Source organism: Novosphingobium album (ex Liu et al. 2023), from assembly GCF_029076845.1.
Lineage (GTDB): Bacteria > Pseudomonadota > Alphaproteobacteria > Sphingomonadales > Sphingomonadaceae > Novosphingobium.
The window spans coordinates 28,146-46,408 of the sequence record NZ_JARESE010000070.1 but is presented as its reverse complement, the minus strand read 5'-3'; the positions used below and the strand labels follow the sequence as shown (position 1 = coordinate 46,408).

Sequence of the window (18,263 nt, the reverse complement as noted above, 5' to 3'; positions counted from 1 at the left end):
CCGCCGCGAGGAGACCCACGGATGACCGAAAAGCTTGACCTGACCGATGCCGAATGGCGCGATAAGCTCAACCCCGAACAGTACCACATCCTGCGCGAAGCCGGGACCGAGCGGGCCTTCACCGGCAAGTACGAGAAGAACAAGCAGGCCGGCATGTACTTTTGCGCCGGCTGCGGCACGCCGCTGTTCTCGTCAGACACCAAGTACAATTCGGGCTCGGGCTGGCCGAGCTATACCGCCCCGGTCGAGCCGGGCGCGGTGGACGAGCATCGCGACGCCACCCATGGCATGGTCCGCACCGAAGTGCGCTGCGCCACCTGCGAAGGGCACCTGGGCCATGTCTTCCCCGATGGCCCTGGCCCCACGGGCCTGCGCTATTGCATCAATTCGGCCGCGCTCGATTTCGCGCCGAAGGAGGATTGAGCAAGCCGGCCGCGAGATTCCGGCCGTTGCCGGGGCGTGGCTCCGGCCCTTTCCGCCAGCGATCGGAAAAGGCTCGGGGAAATCGTCCCGGCTTCGTTAAGCGCGGGTTACAATTCGCCAATGCAGGGCGTAGATAGCAACCGGATCGAGTTGTCCGTCACAGGGGTGCGTACCTAGGAATGCCATCCAATTCCGGCCGGCGCCGCGCAGGGGCGGACCGTTCCCCCGAACCGCGCAGGAAGCCGTTCTGGCGCCGCGCGCTCCGCGCCATTTTCGTGTGGGGCTTCGCGCTGGCGCTGCTGGGCGCGATCTTCCTGGGCAGCGCGGTCTACATGACGGCGCGCGAGTTGCCCACTTTCGCCGATCTCAAGAGCAGCCAGAACGGGCAGATGATCGTCGTGCGCGCGCGCGACGGGACGGAACTGGTCTCGCTCGGGCCCAGCTATGGGCGCTGGATGCCTTATGGCCAGATCCCGCAAGTGATGAAGGACGCGATGGTCTCGGTGGAGGACCGGCGCTTTCGCCAGCACTTCGGCGTGGACCCGATCGGCATGGTGCGATCGGTCATGGTGCGGGTCGAGACCGGACGGTGGAAGCAGGGCGGATCGACCATCACCCAGCAGCTTGCCCGCACCATCTTCCTCAACAACAACCGCACGTTCGGCCGCAAGGTGCGCGAAGGCGTGCTGGCGCTGGCGCTCGAAAGCAAGTTCAGCAAGGACCAGATCCTGGAGCTTTATCTGAACAAGGTCTATTTCGGCGGCGGCGCCTATGGCATCGACGCGGCCAGCCGCAAGTTCTTCGGCCATCCCGCCGCCGGGCTGTCCACGCCCGAGGCGGCGATCATCGCCGGGCTGGTCAAGGCGCCGTCGAACTATTCGCCCACCGCCGACGTCAAGGCCGCGATCGCGCGGGGCGAGGTGGTGCTGGGGGTCATGGCCGAAAATGGCGTGATCGACCCGTCCGAGGCGGCCGCGATCGACTTGTCGACCGTGAAGATCGCCAAGGAAGGCAACCAGAACTCGGTACGCTACTTCACCGACTGGGCACTGCCGCAGCTTGACCTGCTGCTGCCCGAAACCAGCGAGCCGCTGGAAGTGTGGACCACGCTGGACGTGGGGATGCAGCAGACGGCGACATCGGCGGTGAAGGCCAACGTGCCCGGCGGGGCGCAAGGCGCGCTCGTCAGCATGGATCGCGACGGGGCGGTGCTGGCGATGGTGGGCGGCACCGATTACGTCAATTCCAACTACAACCGCGCGACCAACGCGGTGCGCCAGCCCGGTTCGGCCTGGAAGCTGTTCGTCTATCTTGCCGCGCTGGAAGCCGGCTACAAGCCCGACGACAAGGTGCATGACGAGCCGGTGACGATCGAGGGCTGGAGCCCGCACAATTCGGGCGGCACTTTCGCCGGCGAGATCGACGTGCGATCGGCCTTCGCCTATTCGAAGAACACCGTCGCGGCGAGCCTGGGCAACGAAGTGGGCTTCGGCACGGTGGCTGCCATGGCCCGCCGCTTCGGCATCACCACGCCGATCACCACAGTACCCTCGATGGTGCTGGGCACTTCCGATGTCCGGCTGATCGACATGACGCGCGCTTTCGCGGCGGTTTCGGCGGGCGGCACCTCGATCGAGCCTTACGGCATCGTCAAGGTGGAGACGACCGGCGGCAAGCTGCTCTACCAGCACCGCAGTACGCGCGGGCAAGTGCTGGTGCCCCCGCATGTCGCGGCCGGGATCACCGACCTGCTGCAATCGGCGGTGGCCATCGGCACCGGCCGCGCGGCGCAGATCGGCCGTCCGGTCGCGGGCAAGACGGGCACCACCACTTCGAACAAGGACGGCTGGTTCCTGGGCTTTTCCAGCGGCATCACCACCGGCGTGTGGATGGGGCGCGACGATGCCAAGGCCGTGCCCGGCCTGCAGGGCGGACGCGCGCCGGCGCAGGCCTTCGCCGCGTTCATGCGTTATGCGGTCAAGAACCGGCCGGTGGAGAAGTTCGATACCGAACTCAAGCTGCCCGAATGGCAGCTCGAACCCGACGACGAATACATGATGGGCAATCCCGACGACTATTACTACGTCGATGAGAACGGCAACATGATCGAGCCGGGCACCGCCGATGGCGCCGCGCGCACCGGCCCCGCATCGGGCCCGCCGCGCTATGAGGACGGCAGCGAGGGGCCGGGCACCGCCGGCGCGCCGCCGCCCGCCGCCAGCGAGGATTTCCTCGACCGCGCGACCGGCCGGGGCAACCAGCCCGATCCCGGCCTGCGCGCCGCGCCGCGCCCAGGGACGGCCGGCCCCGCATCCGGCCAGCGCCCTCCGACCGTGACTCGCCCGCCGACCGTCACGCGCGGGCAGGCCGCGCCGGTGGCGAGCCGGCCTTCGGCCGCCGCGGGCGCGCCGAACTAGGACCGATCGACATTCAGCCCTGACGGCCTGCAAATGGCGATTTTCCGTGCTTCCGGTGCTCACGTACTGTTAGTACGCTGCGCTCCGGGTCACGAAAAACCCCCATTTTCGGCACGCCATCTTTTGAATGGCGATCGGTCCTAGAGCCGCTCAGGCGCGGGGCGGCTGGCGGCGATAGCTCAGGGCCTCGGCGACGTGGATGCGGCCGACGGTCTCCACGCCGGCCAGATCGGCGATGGTGCGCGCCACGCGCAGCATCCGGGTATAGCCGCGCGCCGATAGCCGCAGGGCCTCGGCCGCCTGCATCAGCAGCTTGCGGCCGGCGTCGTCGGGCGTGGCGTGGGCCTGGAGCAAGTCGCCATCGAGTTCGGCATTGGTGCGCAGGCGGGTTCCGGCCAGCCGCGCGGTCTGGATCGCGCGCGCCGCGCGCACCCGCGCGGCGACTTCGGCCGAGCCTTCGGTCGGCGGGGGCAAGGCCAGGTCGGCGGCGCTGACCGGATCGACCTCGACATGCAGGTCGATCCGGTCGAGCAGCGGGCCGGAGACCTTGCTCTGGTAATCGGCGGCGCAGCGGGGCGCGCGGCTGCAAGCCAGCGCCGGATCGCCCAGATGGCCGCAGCGGCACGGGTTCATCGCCGCGACGAGCTGGACGCGGGCCGGATACGTGACATGGGCATTGGCCCGCGCCACCGTGACTTCGCCGGTTTCCAGCGGCTGGCGCAGCGAATCGAGCACCGCGCGCTGGAATTCGGGCAGCTCGTCAAGGAATAGCACGCCCAGGTGCGCCAGCGAGACCTCGCCCGGCCGCACTTTCAGGCCCCCGCCCGTGAGCGCCGCCATCGAGGCCGAATGGTGCGGCGCGCGGTAAGGCCGCGCGCGGCTGATCCGGCCATCGACCAGCGTGCCGGCGACCGAGGCGACCATCGACACTTCCAGCGCCTCGGCCGGCGTCAGTTCGGGCAGCACGCCAGGCAGGCAACTGGCCAGCAGCGACTTGCCCGCGCCGGGCGGGCCGATCATCAGCAGGTTGTGCGCGCCCGCCGCCGCGATCTCCAGCGCGCGCCGGGCGGTTTCCTGCCCTTTCACTTGCTTGAGGTCCGGCCCGCGCTCGGGCGGATCGGCCCGGCCCGGCTCGGGCACGGGCAGCACTTGCGTGCCTTTCAGGTGATTGAGCAGGCTGACCAGGTTGGGCGCGGCCAGCACCGGCACGCCATCGGCCCAGCGCGCTTCCGATCCTTGCGCGGCCGGGCAGATCAGCCCCTTGTCGCAAGCGCTGGCGTGAAGCGCGGCCAGCAGCACGCCGGGCGAGGGGATCACCCGCCCGTCCAGCGCCAGCTCGCCCACCGCGACGAAATCGGCGAGCTGCTCGGCATCGCAGACGCCCATCGCGGCCAGCAGCGCCAGCGCGATCGGCAAGTCGTAGTGCGACCCTTCCTTGGGCAGATCGGCGGGCGAAAGGTTGATCGTGATGCGCTTGGGCGGCAGCGCCAGCCCCATCGCGGTGAGCGCGGCGCTCACGCGCTGGCGGCTTTCGCCCACCGCCTTGTCGGGCAGGCCGACCAGCGCGAAGGCGGGCAGGCCCGGCGCGATCTGGCACTGCACCTCGACGCTGCGCGCCTCAAGCCCAAGATAGGCCACTGTCGATACCAGCGCGACCACGTTCGCCCCTTCCATGCTGCCGGGGCTCGCGCCGCGCCCCATTCTGCCAGCGATCCATGGTCGATAGCCGGGCGCCTTCGCGGAATCTATCCAAAATGGAGGGTTAACCCTTTCCCTAATCCCTCCGGTAAACCCGCCCGCGCATTGTCTGGGCCATGCGCTCGCCCGTCGTCTTCCTCGCGATGATCGCTGCTCTTGCCGCAAGCCCCCTGGCGGCGCGGGAAGCGGTGCGGGAAGTCGCCGTCATGACCGCCGATCCTGACGGCCCGGGCAGTGAGCGCTTCCTCGGGGACAGAGCCCCTGTCCCCGAGGCCCCCATTCCGCAGGGCGCCCTCATTCCACAAGGGATTGCCCGATACGGCCCGTTCCGCGTGCTCGATGCCGGCCATGCCGCGCTGGTCGACGTCACCGACAGCGCCTCGCCCGCCCGGTTCGCGGCGATGCTGCGCGATTTTCCCGGCATCGGCGAAATCGCCATGATCGATTGCCCCGGCACCGAGGACGATCTGGCGAACCTGACGATCGGCCGGATGATTCGCGCCAGGGGCCTGGCCACGCGCGTGCCGGCGGGCGGATCGGTGCGATCGGGCGCGGTGGAGCTGTTCCTCGCCGGCGCGCGCCGTTATGCCGAGCCGGGCGCCGAATTCGCCGTCCATGCCTGGATGGACGATACCGGCCACGAGGCGAGCGACTATGCCGAAAGCGATCCGGCCAATGCCAAGTACCTCGCCTATTACCGCCAGATGGGCATGAGCCCGATCGAGGCGCGCGCCTTTTACGCCATGACCAATTCGGCGCCGTTCGCATCGGCCCGCTGGTTCGGCGCGGGCGTGATGGCGATGTGGGTGCGGCTGGACGATCGGCCGGCGGGGTAAGGCGCCGTTCCGAAGCTCCCGCGAGGGGTGGGCGCGCCATCCGCGCCTTGACTCGGCGCCCCGCCTCCAGTAACGGCCCGGTCCTGATGAGCGGTCGCTCCTTTGCGGGCGGCCCTTTTTGTTCGCGCCGCGTGGCGCATGTGATGAATTTCGAGGACTTGCCATGAAGCGCACATTCCAGCCCAGCCGCCTTGTCCGCGCCCGCCGTCACGGCTTTCGCGCCCGCATGGCGACGGTCGGTGGCCGCAAGGTGCTGCGCGCCCGTCGCGCGCGCGGCCGCAAGAAGCTGTCTGCCTGATTCGGCGTCTGATCGGGGCTGACCGGCAGGTCGGCCCTCACGCCCCGGCACCGGCCCGCTTCCCCACCCGGACACCCTTTGGTCTATCCCGACCGGGTGGCTGGATGGGGAAGCGGGCCGGTGGCGCTTCCGGCGATCCGACCTATCCTGTATCGAGCCGTCACCATGTCGCCGAATATCAGGACACTCACGCGCCGGGCCGATTTTCTGGCCGCCAACCGGGGCTTGCGTATCGCGCGTCCCGGTTTCGTGTTGCTGGCCAACGCGAATGGCGGGCAGGGGCAGCGTTTCGGCATCACCGTGACCAAGAAGATCGGCAATGCCGTGGTGCGCAACCGCATGAAGCGCCGCTTCCGCGCGCTGATCCGCGAGATCCTGCCGCTCCACGGCCTGGCCGATACCGATCATGTCCTGATCGGCCGCGAGAACGGGATCGAGCGCGATTTCGCCGCGCTGCGCGCCGAACTGGTCGCCGCGCTGACGCGCGCGCGCGATGGCAAGGGCGATCCGCCGCGCCGGCCGCGGGCAAGGCGCTGAGATGGTGAAGCGGCTCTTGATCCTGGTCGCGCGGGGCTGGCAGCTCGGCCCTTCGCGCGTGCTGCCGCCCAGTTGCCGCTACATGCCCTCATGCTCGCAGTACGCGATCGAGGCGCTGGAAAAGCACGGTGCGATTAAGGGTGGCTGGCTCGCGCTCAAGCGTATATTGCGCTGCCATCCTTGGGGGGGACATGGCTATGACCCCGTGCCTTGATGCGGCCCCTGCGCTGCTAGTGACGATACTGCATTAGGAAACCTTCGTGGACAACCAGCGCAACATCCTCCTCGCGGTCTTGCTGACCGCGCTCGTGCTTTTCGGCTGGGACTACGGGGTCGGCTACTTCTACCCCCAGAGCAAGCAGGCGCGGCCCGTCGCCGAGCAGCAGCAGCGCGAGATCGCCGCCAGCGCCGGCAAGCCGACGCGCGAGGGCGGCCTGCGCGACGCGGCCGACATCGCGCTGGAACGGCAGGACCTCAAGACGGCGCTGGCCTCTCCGGGCCGCGTGCCGATCGCCGCGCCGGGCCTGTCGGGCTCGATCAACTTGCGCGGCGCGCTGCTCGACGATCTGGTGCTCAATCGCCACCGCGAGACGGTGGAGAAGGATTCCGGGCCCGTGCGGATCTATTCGCCGGCCGGCACGCCCGCGCAGGAATTCGCGCAGTTCGGCTGGGTTGGCGAGGGCGCCGACGCGCCCGATGCCAATACGCTGTGGACCGCGCCCGCCGGCGCGAAGCTGACCCCGCGCACGCCGGTGACGCTGACCTGGCAGAACGGCAAGGGGCAGACTTTCGCGCTGACGTTCGCGATCGACGAGGACTATCTGATCACCGTCAGGCAGGCGGTCGCCAATCGCGGCGGCGGCGCGGTGGCGGTGCAGCCTTTCGGCCTGATCAACCGCACCAGCCAGACCGCCAGCGTCGATACCTGGAACGTCCACGCCGGCCCGATCGGCGCGTTCGACGGTTCGGTCTCGTTCGGCCCCAACTATAGCGACCTCGTCGATGACGGCGTGCTGGCCGAACCGGGCAAGGCCGACTGGGTGGGCTTTACCGATGTCTACTGGATGAGCGCGCTGGCCCCGGTGGGCGCCAAGGCGCAAGGCACGTTCCGCTCGCTGGGCAACAGCCTGTTCCGCGCCGACCTCGTCTATGACAAGGCGATCGTCCAGCCGGGCCAGCAACTGGCCCGCACCACCAAGCTGTTCGCCGGCGCCAAGGAGCACGAAGTGCTCGATCGCTACGAGGACGGCGGCATCGCCAAGTTCGGCCTCTCGATCGACTGGGGCTGGTTCCGCTGGTTCGAAAAGCCGATCTTCTGGGTGCTGATCTCGCTGTTCAAGCTGGTCGGCAACTTCGGCGTGGCGATCATCCTGCTGACCGTGATCGTGCGCGGCATCATGTTCCCGGTGGCCCAGCGCGGCTTTGCCAGCATGGCGGCGATGCGCGCGGTGCAGCCCAAGATGAAGGCCATCCAGGAGCGCTACAAGGACGACAAGCAGAAGCAGCAGCAGGAGATCATGAAGCTCTACAAGGACGAGGGCGTCAATCCGCTCTCGGGCTGCCTGCCGATGGTGCTTCAGATACCGGTGTTCTTCGCGCTCTACAAGACGCTGATCCTGGCGATCGAGATGCGCCACCAGCCTTTCGTGCTGTGGATCAAGGACTTGTCCGCACCCGATCCGCTGCACCTGCTGAACCTGTTCGGCCTGCTGCCGTTCACCCCGCCCAGCTTCCTGGCGATCGGCGTGCTGGCGCTCCTGCTGGGCATCACCATGTTCCTGCAGTTCCGCCTGAACCCGGCGCAGATGGACCCGGTGCAGCAGCAGATGTTCATGATCATGCCATGGTTCATGATGTTCATCATGGCGCCTTTCGCCGCGGGCCTGCTGATCTACTGGATCACCTCCAACATCCTGACCATCGCGCAGCAGAAATACCTCTATTCGCGCCATCCCCAGCTCAAGGCGCAGGCCGACAAGGACGAGGCGGACAAGCGGCGCGCGGCCGAGCGGGACAAATCCGCCAAGGGCAAGGCGTGAGCGAGGATACCGCCGACATCGCGGAGCGCGCGCGCAAGCTGTTTTCCGGCCCGGTCGAATTCCTCAAGAGCGCGCCGACGCTCCAGTTCCTGCCGGACGCGCAAGTGCCCGAGATCGCGTTCTGCGGGCGTTCGAACGTCGGCAAGTCGTCGCTGCTCAACGCGCTGGTCGGCCGCAAGGCGATCGCGCGCACCTCGGTCACGCCAGGGCGCACGCAGGAGCTGAACTTCTTCGACGTGGGCGATCCGCTGCTGTTCCGCCTGGTCGACATGCCGGGCTATGGCTTTGCCAAGGCGCCGCCCGCCGTGGTGGAGAAATGGCGCCGGCTGATCCGCGATTTCCTGCGCGGCCGGGTGGTGCTCAAGCGCACGCTGCTGCTGGTCGACAGCCGCCACGGGATCAAGCCGGTCGATGCCGAGATGATGAAGATGCTCGATGAGGCGGCGGTCGGCTACCGCGTGGTGCTGACCAAGGCGGACAAGATCAAGGCGAGCGAGCTGGAGCAGGTCATCGCCGAAACCTTGGCCGAAGCGCGCAAGCATTCGGCCGCCTTCCCCGAAGTGCATGTGACCTCGTCGGAAAAGGGCATGGGCATCGCCGAACTGCGCGCGGCGGTGCTGGCCGACGCCGAGACCTGAAGCGCCGCCAGCGGCTGCTGGCAAGGGAATGCGCGGAAATCCAAATTGTGACAATTGCATGACGAACGGGCATGAACTAGGGGCGCGGTCGGTCACCCGCAGGACCAGAAAGTCAGAGAGTTGCGCCAGATCGCCGTCCTCCCCTATCGGACCGAAACCGCGGCCGTGGATGCGCCGATCCAGATCCTGCTGATCACTTCGCGCGGCACCGGCCGCTGGGTGATTCCCAAAGGCAAGCCGATGAACGGGCTGCCGCCGCACGCGGCCGCCGCGCGCGAGGCCGAAGAGGAAGCGGGCGTACTCGGCGCGGCCTGCCCCACGCCGCTCGGCTCGTTCCGCTATCGCAAGCGCCGGTCATCGGGCGCCTCGGTCTGGACCGACGTGGACGTGTTCCCCTTCGCCGTCACCGAGGAACTGGAAGCCTGGGAGGAGGAGCACCAGCGCGAGCGTCGCTGGTTCACGCTGGCCGAGGCGGCACGATCGGTGGACGAGGAAGACCTGCGCGCGCTCATCCGCACATTCGGCGCGCGCGAGTTCCGCGCTGCCGCCCAATCGACCCGCATCATCAAGGCGGTCGCTCACAAGACGGGAATCAATGCCATGTTCGCCTGGTTTCAGAAGCTGCTGCCGCAGCAGGCCCACTTCTTCGACCTGTTCGAGCAGCAGGCGGCCACGCTGGTCGCCGGAGCCGATGCCCTGGCGCGGCTGCTCCAGGGTGGCCCGGCGCGCTCGCAGCACGTCAAGGAGATCGAGGAGCGCGAGCATGATGCCGACGACATCACCCGCGAAGTGCTGCAAAGCGTGCGGCGCACGTTCCTGACCCCGTTCGACCGGGCGGCGATCACCAGCCTGATTACCACGATGGACGATGCCATCGACGAGATGCAGCAGGCGGCGGGCGCCGTGGACCTCTACGATATCACCGAGTTCGAGCCCGAGATGCGCGACATGGCCGCGATCATCGTCGATGCCGCGCGGCTGACGGCCGAAGCGGTGCCGCTGCTGCGCAAGATCGCCGACAACGGCGCGCGCCTGCACGAGTTGACCGAGCGTCTGGTGCGCATGGAAGGCCATGCGGATGAGATCCACGCCGCCGGCCTCAAACGGCTCTATCGCGAGACGGCGCGCAAGGAGCGCGAGCCGCTGCACTTCATCGTGCGGCAGGAGATGTTCAAGCGCCTGGAGCGCGTGGTCGATCGGTTCGAGGATCTCGCCAACGAGATCGACGGTCTGGTCATCGATCACGCCTGATCCGGCTGCCGCCCGATGGACCACACCATTTCGCTGCCGCTGCTCGTCGGCCTTGTCGCGCTGGCGCTGGCGTTCGATTTCCTCAACGGCCTGCACGATGCCGCCAACGCGATCGCCACGGTGGTCGCCACCCGGCTGCTGTCGCCGGTCTTCGCCGTCATGTTCGCCGCGCTGGGCAATTTCGTGGCTTACTGGTTCGTCGGCCTCCACGTCGCCGAGACGGTGGGCAAGGGCATCATCGACAAGGACGCGGTGACGCCGGCGGTCGTGTTCGGGGCGCTGGTCGGCGCGATGTTCTGGAATGTCGTCACCTGGCTCAAGGGCATCCCCTCGTCATCCAGCCACGCGCTGATCGGCGGCCTGCTCGGCGCCGGCATGGCGGCCGCGGGCCCCGGCGTGATCGAGGCGGACGGGACGGTGAAGACCGTGGTTGCCATCTTCGCCTCGCCGCTGATCGGTTTCGTCATCGCCATGCTGCTGATGCTGGCGACGAGCTGGCTGTTCCAGGGCGCCACCACGCGCCGGACCAACGGCCTGTTCCGGTCCCTGCACCTGCTGTCCTCGGCGGCCTATTCGATCAGCCACGGCGGCAACGACGCGCAGAAGACGATGGGGATCATCGCGGTGCTGCTTTATTCCACCGGGCACTTGCAAGGCGAATTCCATGTGCCCGAATGGGTGGTGATCGCGTGCTATGTGTCGATCGCCCTGGGCACGATGTCGGGCGGCTGGAAGATCATCCGCACGATGGGCAACAAGCTGACCAAGCTCAACCATCACTCTGGCTTCTGCGCTTCGAGTGCGGGCTCGGTGGTGGTCTTCGGGGCGAGCGCGCTGGGCATCCCGGTCTCCACGACCCATGCGATCACGGGCGCGGTGGTCGGCACCGGCGCGGCACGGCGGGCAAGCGCGGTGCGCTGGAGCGTTGCCAGCCGCGTGATCGTCGCCTGGTTCATCACCATCCCGGCGAGCGGCGTGGTGGGCGCGCTGTTCTATCTGCTCACCCGTTTGTTCTGAGGGTCTGTCTGGAAATGCGCGAAAGAGCGCATTTCCAGACAGACCCTCAGCGGGCCTCAGGGAATCTTGCGCACGGTCACGACGATGCGTTGCGGCGCGGCACCATGGACGAAGGCGGCGTCGGCGAATTTGGGGCGGGCGAACTTCACGCGCACGTCGTTGGAAAAGCCGACCAGTTCCAGCGGCATCCCGACGAAGTTGCGATCGGCCTTGCCGTTGCCGTTGGCGTCCCAATAGGCCTGCGCCGCATAGCGGCCCGGCGGCACGCCGGGAACCGTCACCACGGTCGTGCCGGCGCTGGCCATGGCTTCGGCCGACCAGGGGCAATCCTCGCGCGTGAACTGCTTTTCCGGGCAGATATCGACATGGACGCGGCCTTTGGCGGCGGCGATGCCGGCGACCGCGACACTGACCGGCGCGCCCGGCGGCGTCGCGGCGATCAGCAGGGGCAGGGCCAGGACAAGTGCGCGCATCGCGACGATATGATCTGTCCTGGATCGTAAGTCGAGCGCGCATTTGCGCGCGCCTCGCCGGTCGACAGGGCAACCGCGAGCCATTAGGGCTTGAGGCGAGGCAGCGACGGACCAGGGCTCTATGAAGCTGATTATCGGCAACAAGAACTATTCGAGCTGGTCCTTGCGCGCCTGGCTCGCGGCGAAGCAATCGGGCCTGGCTTTCGAGGAGCTGACCGTGCCGATCTATGGCGAGGACTGGGAGCAGCGCAAGCGCAGCTCCGATGAACTCGCGCCGTCATCGGGCAAGGTGCCGATCCTGTGGGATGGCGATGCCGTGGTGTGGGACAGTCTGGCGATCATCGAATACCTGGCCGACAAGGTGGGGCGCGACCGTTTCTGGCCCAAGGCGGACGAGGCGCGCGCGATGGCGCGGTCGATGGTCGCCGAAATGCATTCCAGCTATCTGCCGCTGCGCCGCACGTGCCCGATGAACATCCGCGCCCGCGTGGAAGGCGTGGCGATCGATGGCGAGGTGCGCGCCGACGTGGTGCGCATTCTCCAGCTCTGGGCCGAGGCGCGGGCGCGCTTCGGCAAGGGAGGGCCGTTCCTGTTCGGCACCTTCTGCGCGGCGGACGTGATCTATGCGCCGGTGGTCTCGCGCTTCCTCACTTATGGCATCGCCGTGCCCGGCTTCGCGCAAGTCTATATGCAGGCGGTGTGGGAGCACGAATGGATGCAGGCGTGGATCGCCGCCGCTAGTGCCGAGGACTGGGTGATCGAGCAGTTCGAAACGCCGGTGATCGGCTGATGCGCCGGCTGCTGATCCTGCTCGCCGCGCTGGCGGGCCTTTGCGGCCAGCCGGCTTTCGCCTGGGGCGAATATGGCCACCGCACCGTGGCCGCGATCGCCATGGCCAATATCTCGCCGGCCACGCGCGCGCGCATTCGCACGCTGCTGCGCGCCGAACCGCAGCTTGGCACGCCGGACTGCCCGGTCCGCAGCCTGGAGGATGCCGCGGTCTGGCCCGATTGCCTGCGCGGCGAATCGTGGCGCTGGGCCTATACGTTCCCCTGGCATTACCAAAACGAGCCGGTCTGCGCCGATTTCGACATCAAGCGCAATTGCGCCAACGGCAATTGCGTGACCCCGCAGATCGAGCGCAATCGTCGCATCCTGGCCACACCCGGCCTGCCGGTGGGTGAGCGGCTGATGGCGCTGGCCTTCCTCGCGCATTTCGTGGGCGATGTGCACCAGCCGCTCCATGTCGGCGAGAACGAGGATCTGGGCGGCAACAAGGTGGGGGCAAGCTATGGCATCGCGCCGGGGCGCAATCTCCATGCGATCTGGGACGGCGCGCTGGCCGAACGCGCGATCTCCTCGGCCGAGCCGCCGCTGGCGCGGCGCTATTCGCCGGCCGAGCGCGCCGAGCTTGCCACCGGCACGATCGAGGACTGGGCGCGCGAAAGCTGGCAGATGTCGCGCGATTTCCTCTATCCCACGGCGTTCGGCGGCAAGGTGCCGTGCGGCGACAGGAACCCGGCCGCGATCGTCTGGACCGATGAGGCGATCACGGCGGCGCTGCCGCTGATCGACCGGCGGATGGAGCAGGCGGGCCTGCGCCTGGCCCGGATGCTCGACGAAACGCTGGGCTGATCGCCGGTCGGCGCCAGATCCTGACGCTAGCGCAGCCGCCGCGTGGGATAGGGCGTGCCGTCCCTGCGGAAATAGCCCTCGCCGGTGAAGGTCATGTCGATATCCGCATAGCCGCCGGTGCCATTGCGATTGCCGGCGCTGATCGCGACGAATACGCAATCGGCATCGCTTTCGTTCACCAGATGGTGCCCGCGGCGCACGCCCTTGGGCCAGGCGCAGACATCGCCCGCGCGCAGCACCGTGCGCCCGTCGTGATCCTCGCCCGCATCCTCGATCAGCACCGCCTCGCCCGCGAGCATGATCAGCAGCTCGTCCTCGTCGTTATGCCAGTGCCGCTGCGAGGACCACGCGCCGGGCTTCAGCGTCACATGGCTGGCGCCCATCTCGCCCAGCCCGCTCGCCGGGGCGAGCCGCTTGTACCAGCGCCCGGCGACCGCCTGGTCGAACGGCGCGGGATAGCCGGTGGCATTGGCGGAAGGGATGGCATCGAGGTCCAGCTTGGGCATGGGCGTACTCCGGCTTGTGCCGTCGGGGCATAAGCCATATGCCGCATGGTTGGAAATGACCAACGCCCTGTTCGCCACCCAAAGCGTCGCCGAAATGGCCGAGGCGCTGATCGCCTGCCCCAGCGTGACGCCCGCCGCCGGGCTGGTGTTCGATTGCCTTGAGCGCCAGCTTGCGCCGCTTGGCTTTGCCGTCACGCGCTTTACCGCCGGCGGGCCGCCCGACGGGCCGGTGGAGAACCTCTTCGCGATCCGCCACGGGCCGGCCGGCACTCGCCACTTCGCGTTCGCCGGCCACGTCGATGTCGTCCCGCCGGGCGAGGGGTGGACCACGGCGCCTTTCGCGCCCGAACGGCGCGGCGACTTGCTCTATGGGCGCGGCGCGGTGGACATGAAGGGCGCGATCGCGGCGATGGTGGCGGCGGCGCGCGACCTGCCCGCCAGCGCCGGCACGGTCAGCTTCGTCATCACCGGGGACGAGGAAGGGCCGGCCCGCTTCGGCACGCTCGCGCTGATCGAGCACATGCGCGCGGTGGGCGCGATCCCCGATCTGTGCCTGGTGGGGGAGCCCACCTCGGTCGCGCGGCTGGGCGATACGATCAAGATCGGCCGGCGCGGCTCGGTCAATGTCTGGCTGGAGGTAGAGGGCGTGCAGGGCCACGTCGCCTATCCGCATCTGGCCGACAATCCGATCACGCGGCTGGTGGCGATGCTGGGTGAACTGGATGCGCTGGCGCTCGATGACGGGACCGACTGGTTCCAGCCCTCGAACCTGGAGATCACCGATCTGACGGTCGGCAATCCGGCGACCAACGTGATTCCGGCGCGGGCCAGCGCGCGCATCTCGATCCGCTTCAATGACCTGCACACCGGGGCGATCCTGTCGGACCGCGTGGCGGACATCGCCGCGCGCCATGGCGGCAGCGCGCGCGCGGTGATCTCGGGCGAGGCGTTCCTGACGCCGCCCGGCACCTTTTCGGACATCGTCTCCGCCGCGATCGCGGCCGAGACCGGCACGCGGCCCGAGCTTTCGACCAGCGGCGGCACGTCCGACGCGCGCTTCCTCAAGGACCTGTCGCCCGTGATCGAGTTCGGCCTGTCGAACGCGACGATGCACAAGCGCGACGAGGCAGTGGCGCTGGCCGATCTCGAAACGCTCGCGCGGATCTATCGCCGCATCGCCGAGGCGGCGCTGGCATAGCCTGACCGGAGCGGCACCGGGCTCTGGACAAAGCCGCCCGCGATTGCGAGCCTGCGCGCTGGCCGGCCGCCGCACCGTGGCATCAAGCGATAAGGAACCCCGCGCATGAACGACGCAGTCGGAAAGGCGCGGCGGATATCGCCGCCAGGCCCGCCGGGCACCGCCGGCCTGCAATGGCGCATCCTGGCCGGGTTCGTCGCCGGACTGGCCGCGGGCATCCTGGCCTATTCCTTCGCGCGCGACGCGGCGTGGGTGGCGGCCGTGGTGAAATACGTCACCGGGCCGCTGGGCCAGATGTTCCTGCGGCTGCTGTTCATGCTGGTGATCCCGCTGCTGGTTTCCGCGCTGGTGGTGGGCGTTGCCGAAATGGTCGAGATCCGCGCGCTCCGCCGCGTCGGCATCGCCACGCTGGTCTATACAGTGATCGTCTCGGGCATCGCGGTCGCGCTCTCGATCACGCTGGTGGACGTGCTGCGCCCCGGCGACGGGATCGACCGGGTGGTGGCGCGCGAGCTGCTGGTCAAGGGCGGGGCCAACGCGGCCGGCATCGTCCGTTCATCGGCTGACGCCAAAAGCGGGGTCGACGCCGTGCTGGGCCTGGTTCCGTCCAACATCATCGCCGCGATGAGCGAGAACGACGTGCTGGCGGTGATGGTCTTCGCGCTGTTCTTCGGCATCGGCCTGCTTCTGGTGCAGACCCCGCATACGCGCACGCTGAAGGATGCGATGGAAGGCGTGTTCGAAGTCTCGATGCGGCTGATCGGCATTGTCGTGCGCCTCGCGCCGCTGGCGATCTTCTGCTTCATGTTCAATCTGGCCGCGCAGTTCGGCTGGGATCTGCTGGCCAAGCTGGCGGCCTATGTCGGCGTGGTGCTGCTGGCGCTGGGCCTGCAGATGTTCGGCGTCTATCCCGCGCTGCTGGCCTTCGTCGCGGGCAAGAGCCCGATCGCCTTCTTTCGCCAGACGCGCGAGGCCAGCCTGATGGCCTTTTCCACCGCCAGTTCCAACGCGACATTGCCCACCGCGCTGCGCGTCGCCGATGCCGAGCTGAAGCTGCCCTCGCGCGTCGCCCGCTTCGTGCTGACGATCGGCGCCACCGCCAACCAGAACGGCACCGCCATGTTCGAAGGCGTGACCGTGCTGTTCCTGGCCCAGTTCTTCGGCGTGGAGCTGGATCTGGGCCAGCAGGTCTTCGTCATGCTGATCTGCATCCTGGCCGGGGTGGGCACCGCCGGCGTGCCCGCCGGATCGCTGCCGGTGGTGGCGCTGATCCTGGGCGGGGTGGGCGTGCCGCCCGAGGGGATCGGCCTGATCCTGGGCGTGGACCGCCTGCTCGACATGTGCCGCACCACGCTCAACGTGATCGGCGATCTGGTCGCGGCGACGGTGATCTCGGCGATCACCGCCGAAGCGCCGGTGACGCTGCACTGAAGGCGCCGGCCGGCGCCGGGAGGAGCCGCGCTATTTCGCCAGCTTCACCGGCACGAACTTGCCCAGCCCGCAGCCCGCGCCGCGCTGGAGCGAGCCGCCGGTGCGTTGCAGCACATAGATGATGTCGGTGCCGCAAAGCTGGCTGAGCGAGGTTTCATAGGTGAAGGCGCTTTCCGCGCGCAGGCCGGGGCAGCGATTGGGCAGCGTGTTGCGCCATGCCTTCTGGCCCGCGCCGAGGAAATCGATCGTCCAGTCGTCGCGCACTTGCGTGGAGGAAAAGCTGGCTAGCGGCAGGCAATCCTGCGCGGCGCCGATCACTTCGGCGGCGGGCGAGGGCGGCGGCGGCTCGGCCGGGCCGGCCTTGCCGCAGGCGGCCAGCGCGAGCGGCGCGAGAGTGAGTGCGAAGGTACGGCGAATGTCCATGGTATCCTCCTCGATTATGCTTGTGCGTCCGGCCCCATGTCCTTCTTCTTAGCGGACTTCGCGCCGCGTTCCATGACCTTCGCCTTGTAGCCGCACAGATCGACCACCGGGCAGCGCCAGCATTCGGGCGTGCGCGCCTTGCAGATATAGCGGCCGTGCAGGATCAGCCAGTGGTGCGCGCCCACGCGGAACGGGCCGGGCACGTTCTTTTCCAGGCCCTTCTCGACGGCCAGCGGCGTCTTGCCCCTGGCCAGCCCGGTGCGGTTGCAGACGCGGAAGATATGCGTGTCGACCGCGAAGGTTTCCGCCCCGTGCGCGCCGTTCAGCACGACATTGGCGGTCTTGCGGCCCACGCCGGGCAGCGCGGTGAGCGCGTCGCGATCGGCCGGCACCTGCCCGCCATGCTCGCGCTCCAGGATTTCGGACAGCGCGATCACGTTCTTCGCCTTGGCATTGAACAGGCCGATCGTCTTGATGTGCTGCTTCAGCCCATCCTCGCCCAGCGCGATCATCTGCGCCGGCGTCTTCACCTCGCGAAACAGCGCCCGCGTCGCCTTGTTGACGCCCACGTCGGTCGATTGCGCGGAAAGCACCACCGCGACCAGAAGCTGGTAATCGTTGCCGTATTCCAGCTCGGTCTGCGGATCGGGATTGGCCTCGGCCAGCCGGTGGAAGAATTCGAAGATCTGGTCTTTCTTCAAAGCCCCAGTACCTCGGGCATCGTATAGCGCCCGGCGGGCCTGCCGATCAGCCACTGGCAGGCGCGCACGGCCCCCCTGGCGAAGATCGCGCGGTTTTCCGCATGGTGCGAAAGGGCGATGCGCTCGTTATCGGCAAGGAACAGCACGGTATGGTCGCCCGCCACCGTGCCGCCGCGCAGGCTGGCAAAGCCGATCGTGCCCACGCTGCGCTTGCCGGTGATGCCGTCGCGCCCGCGCTCGCTGGCATCGGCCAGCCGGATGCCGCGTCCGGCCGCCGCCGCTTCGCCCAGCAGGAGCGCGGTGCCCGAAGGCGCGTCCACTTTCATGCGGTGATGCGTCTCGACGATCTCGATATCCCAGTCCTCGCCCAGCCGGCTCGCGGCCTCGCGCACCAGATGCGCCAGCAGCGTGACGCCCAGCGAGGTATTGCCGGTCTGGAGCACGGGGATCGTCTCGGCCGCGTGATCGATCAGGAAATGGTGGCGCTCCTCCAGCCCGGTGGTGCCGATCACGATCGGCACGCCCACCGTGATCGCCGCGTCGAGATTGCCTTCCAGCGCGCCGGGCGAGGAGAAATCGACCAGCACGTCGCACTGGCCCGCGATCGTGGCGGCGTCGCCATCCTTGTCGATGCCGCCCGCCAGCGTCTCGCCGGCATCGGTGATGGCCGCCGCGATCGCCTGCCCCATGCGCCCGGCGCTGCCGATGATTCCGATTCTGGCCATTGAATATTCCCTTCTGG

The 18,263-nt window shown here is 68.3% G+C and carries 20 protein-coding genes; 14 read left to right on the top strand and 6 right to left on the bottom strand.

Going from position 1 to position 18,263, the window contains the following annotated elements; all coding sequences use genetic code 11:
- The first annotated feature begins 21 nt into the window (after positions 1-21).
- Together msrB and PYV00_RS19955 are read left to right on the top strand one after the other, a co-directional pair.
- Positions 22-423 carry a peptide-methionine (R)-S-oxide reductase MsrB gene (gene msrB, locus PYV00_RS19960; RefSeq protein ID WP_275230076.1) on the top strand — a complete coding sequence of 134 codons (402 nt, stop codon included), beginning with the start codon at positions 22-24 and terminating at the stop codon, positions 421-423.
- A 179-nt stretch (positions 424-602) separates the two neighbouring features.
- Positions 603-2,840: a transglycosylase domain-containing protein gene (locus PYV00_RS19955; RefSeq protein ID WP_275230075.1), complete on the top strand. Its 2,238-nt coding sequence runs from the start codon at positions 603-605 to the stop codon at positions 2,838-2,840.
- Positions 2,841-2,990: 150 nt separating this feature from the next.
- Here PYV00_RS19955 and PYV00_RS19950 read toward each other — a convergent pair whose 3' ends face one another.
- On the bottom strand, positions 2,991-4,499 hold the full coding sequence (locus tag PYV00_RS19950) for a YifB family Mg chelatase-like AAA ATPase (RefSeq protein ID WP_275230171.1): 1,509 nt from the start codon (positions 4,497-4,499) through the stop codon (positions 2,991-2,993).
- Between the two features lie 155 nt (positions 4,500-4,654).
- On the opposite strand from PYV00_RS19950, the gene PYV00_RS19945 reads away from it, so the two are divergent.
- The 8 genes from PYV00_RS19945 (at position 4,655) to PYV00_RS19910 (ending at position 11,154) form a co-directional block, all read left to right on the top strand.
- Positions 4,655-5,374 (top strand): alpha/beta hydrolase, encoded by a 720-nt coding sequence (locus PYV00_RS19945; RefSeq protein ID WP_275230074.1) that lies wholly within the window; start codon positions 4,655-4,657, stop codon positions 5,372-5,374.
- 163 nt (positions 5,375-5,537) lie between these two features.
- Positions 5,538-5,672 (top strand): 50S ribosomal protein L34, encoded by a 135-nt coding sequence (rpmH, locus tag PYV00_RS19940; protein WP_007012267.1) that lies wholly within the window; start codon positions 5,538-5,540, stop codon positions 5,670-5,672.
- A gap of 165 nt (positions 5,673-5,837) precedes the next feature.
- Positions 5,838-6,209, top strand: a complete 372-nt coding sequence (rnpA, locus tag PYV00_RS19935; RefSeq protein ID WP_275230073.1) for a ribonuclease P protein component — start codon at positions 5,838-5,840, stop codon at positions 6,207-6,209.
- A gap of 1 nt (position 6,210) precedes the next feature.
- Positions 6,211-6,423 (top strand): membrane protein insertion efficiency factor YidD, encoded by a 213-nt coding sequence (gene yidD, locus PYV00_RS19930; protein WP_275230072.1) that lies wholly within the window; start codon positions 6,211-6,213, stop codon positions 6,421-6,423.
- 46 nt (positions 6,424-6,469) lie between these two features.
- Positions 6,470-8,248 (top strand): membrane protein insertase YidC, encoded by a 1,779-nt coding sequence (gene yidC, locus PYV00_RS19925; protein WP_275230071.1) that lies wholly within the window; start codon positions 6,470-6,472, stop codon positions 8,246-8,248.
- Positions 8,245-8,886: a ribosome biogenesis GTP-binding protein YihA/YsxC gene (yihA, locus tag PYV00_RS19920; RefSeq protein WP_275230070.1), complete on the top strand. Its 642-nt coding sequence runs from the start codon at positions 8,245-8,247 to the stop codon at positions 8,884-8,886. Before yidC ends, yihA begins: the two co-directional genes overlap by 4 nt.
- A gap of 120 nt (positions 8,887-9,006) precedes the next feature.
- On the top strand, positions 9,007-10,137 hold the full coding sequence (locus PYV00_RS19915) for a DUF47 family protein (RefSeq protein ID WP_275230069.1): 1,131 nt from the start codon (positions 9,007-9,009) through the stop codon (positions 10,135-10,137).
- A gap of 15 nt (positions 10,138-10,152) precedes the next feature.
- Entirely contained in the window at positions 10,153-11,154 is a 1,002-nt protein-coding gene (locus PYV00_RS19910; RefSeq protein ID WP_275230068.1) for an inorganic phosphate transporter, read from the top strand.
- A gap of 56 nt (positions 11,155-11,210) precedes the next feature.
- On the opposite strand, the gene PYV00_RS19905 is transcribed toward PYV00_RS19910, so the two are convergent.
- On the bottom strand, positions 11,211-11,627 hold the full coding sequence (locus PYV00_RS19905; RefSeq protein ID WP_275230067.1) for a DUF2141 domain-containing protein: 417 nt from the start codon (positions 11,625-11,627) through the stop codon (positions 11,211-11,213).
- A gap of 121 nt (positions 11,628-11,748) precedes the next feature.
- Here PYV00_RS19905 and PYV00_RS19900 point away from each other — a divergent pair, with 121 nt between their 5' ends.
- The gene (locus tag PYV00_RS19900; RefSeq protein WP_275230066.1) at positions 11,749-12,417 is read left to right on the top strand and encodes a glutathione S-transferase family protein; all 669 of its coding nucleotides are present in this window, start codon (positions 11,749-11,751) and stop codon (positions 12,415-12,417) included.
- Positions 12,417-13,262 (top strand): S1/P1 nuclease, encoded by an 846-nt coding sequence (locus tag PYV00_RS19895; RefSeq protein WP_275230065.1) that lies wholly within the window; start codon positions 12,417-12,419, stop codon positions 13,260-13,262. The genes PYV00_RS19900 and PYV00_RS19895 overlap by 1 nt, the downstream gene beginning before the upstream one ends.
- Positions 13,263-13,288: 26 nt before the next feature.
- Here PYV00_RS19895 and PYV00_RS19890 read toward each other — a convergent pair whose 3' ends face one another.
- On the bottom strand, positions 13,289-13,768 hold the full coding sequence (locus tag PYV00_RS19890) for a cupin domain-containing protein (RefSeq protein ID WP_275230064.1): 480 nt from the start codon (positions 13,766-13,768) through the stop codon (positions 13,289-13,291).
- A 55-nt stretch (positions 13,769-13,823) separates the two neighbouring features.
- On the opposite strand from PYV00_RS19890, the gene dapE reads away from it, so the two are divergent.
- Together dapE and PYV00_RS19880 are read left to right on the top strand one after the other, a co-directional pair.
- The gene (dapE, locus tag PYV00_RS19885) at positions 13,824-14,966 is read left to right on the top strand and encodes a succinyl-diaminopimelate desuccinylase (RefSeq protein WP_275230063.1); all 1,143 of its coding nucleotides are present in this window, start codon (positions 13,824-13,826) and stop codon (positions 14,964-14,966) included.
- Between the two features lie 105 nt (positions 14,967-15,071).
- Positions 15,072-16,397 carry a dicarboxylate/amino acid:cation symporter gene (locus tag PYV00_RS19880; protein ID WP_275230062.1) on the top strand — a complete coding sequence of 442 codons (1,326 nt, stop codon included), beginning with the start codon at positions 15,072-15,074 and terminating at the stop codon, positions 16,395-16,397.
- Positions 16,398-16,427: 30 nt separating this feature from the next.
- On the opposite strand, the gene PYV00_RS19875 is transcribed toward PYV00_RS19880, so the two are convergent.
- The 3 genes from PYV00_RS19875 to dapB are packed head-to-tail and all read right to left on the bottom strand — an operon-like array spanning position 16,428 to position 18,246.
- Complete coding sequence (locus PYV00_RS19875) at positions 16,428-16,820, bottom strand: hypothetical protein (RefSeq protein ID WP_275230061.1); 393 nt, start codon at positions 16,818-16,820, stop codon at positions 16,428-16,430.
- A 14-nt stretch (positions 16,821-16,834) separates the two neighbouring features.
- On the bottom strand, positions 16,835-17,521 hold the full coding sequence (gene nth, locus PYV00_RS19870; protein WP_275230060.1) for an endonuclease III: 687 nt from the start codon (positions 17,519-17,521) through the stop codon (positions 16,835-16,837).
- Entirely contained in the window at positions 17,518-18,246 is a 729-nt protein-coding gene (dapB, locus tag PYV00_RS19865; protein WP_275230059.1) for a 4-hydroxy-tetrahydrodipicolinate reductase, read from the bottom strand. The genes nth and dapB overlap by 4 nt, the downstream gene beginning before the upstream one ends.
- Positions 18,247-18,263: the final 17 nt, after the last annotated feature.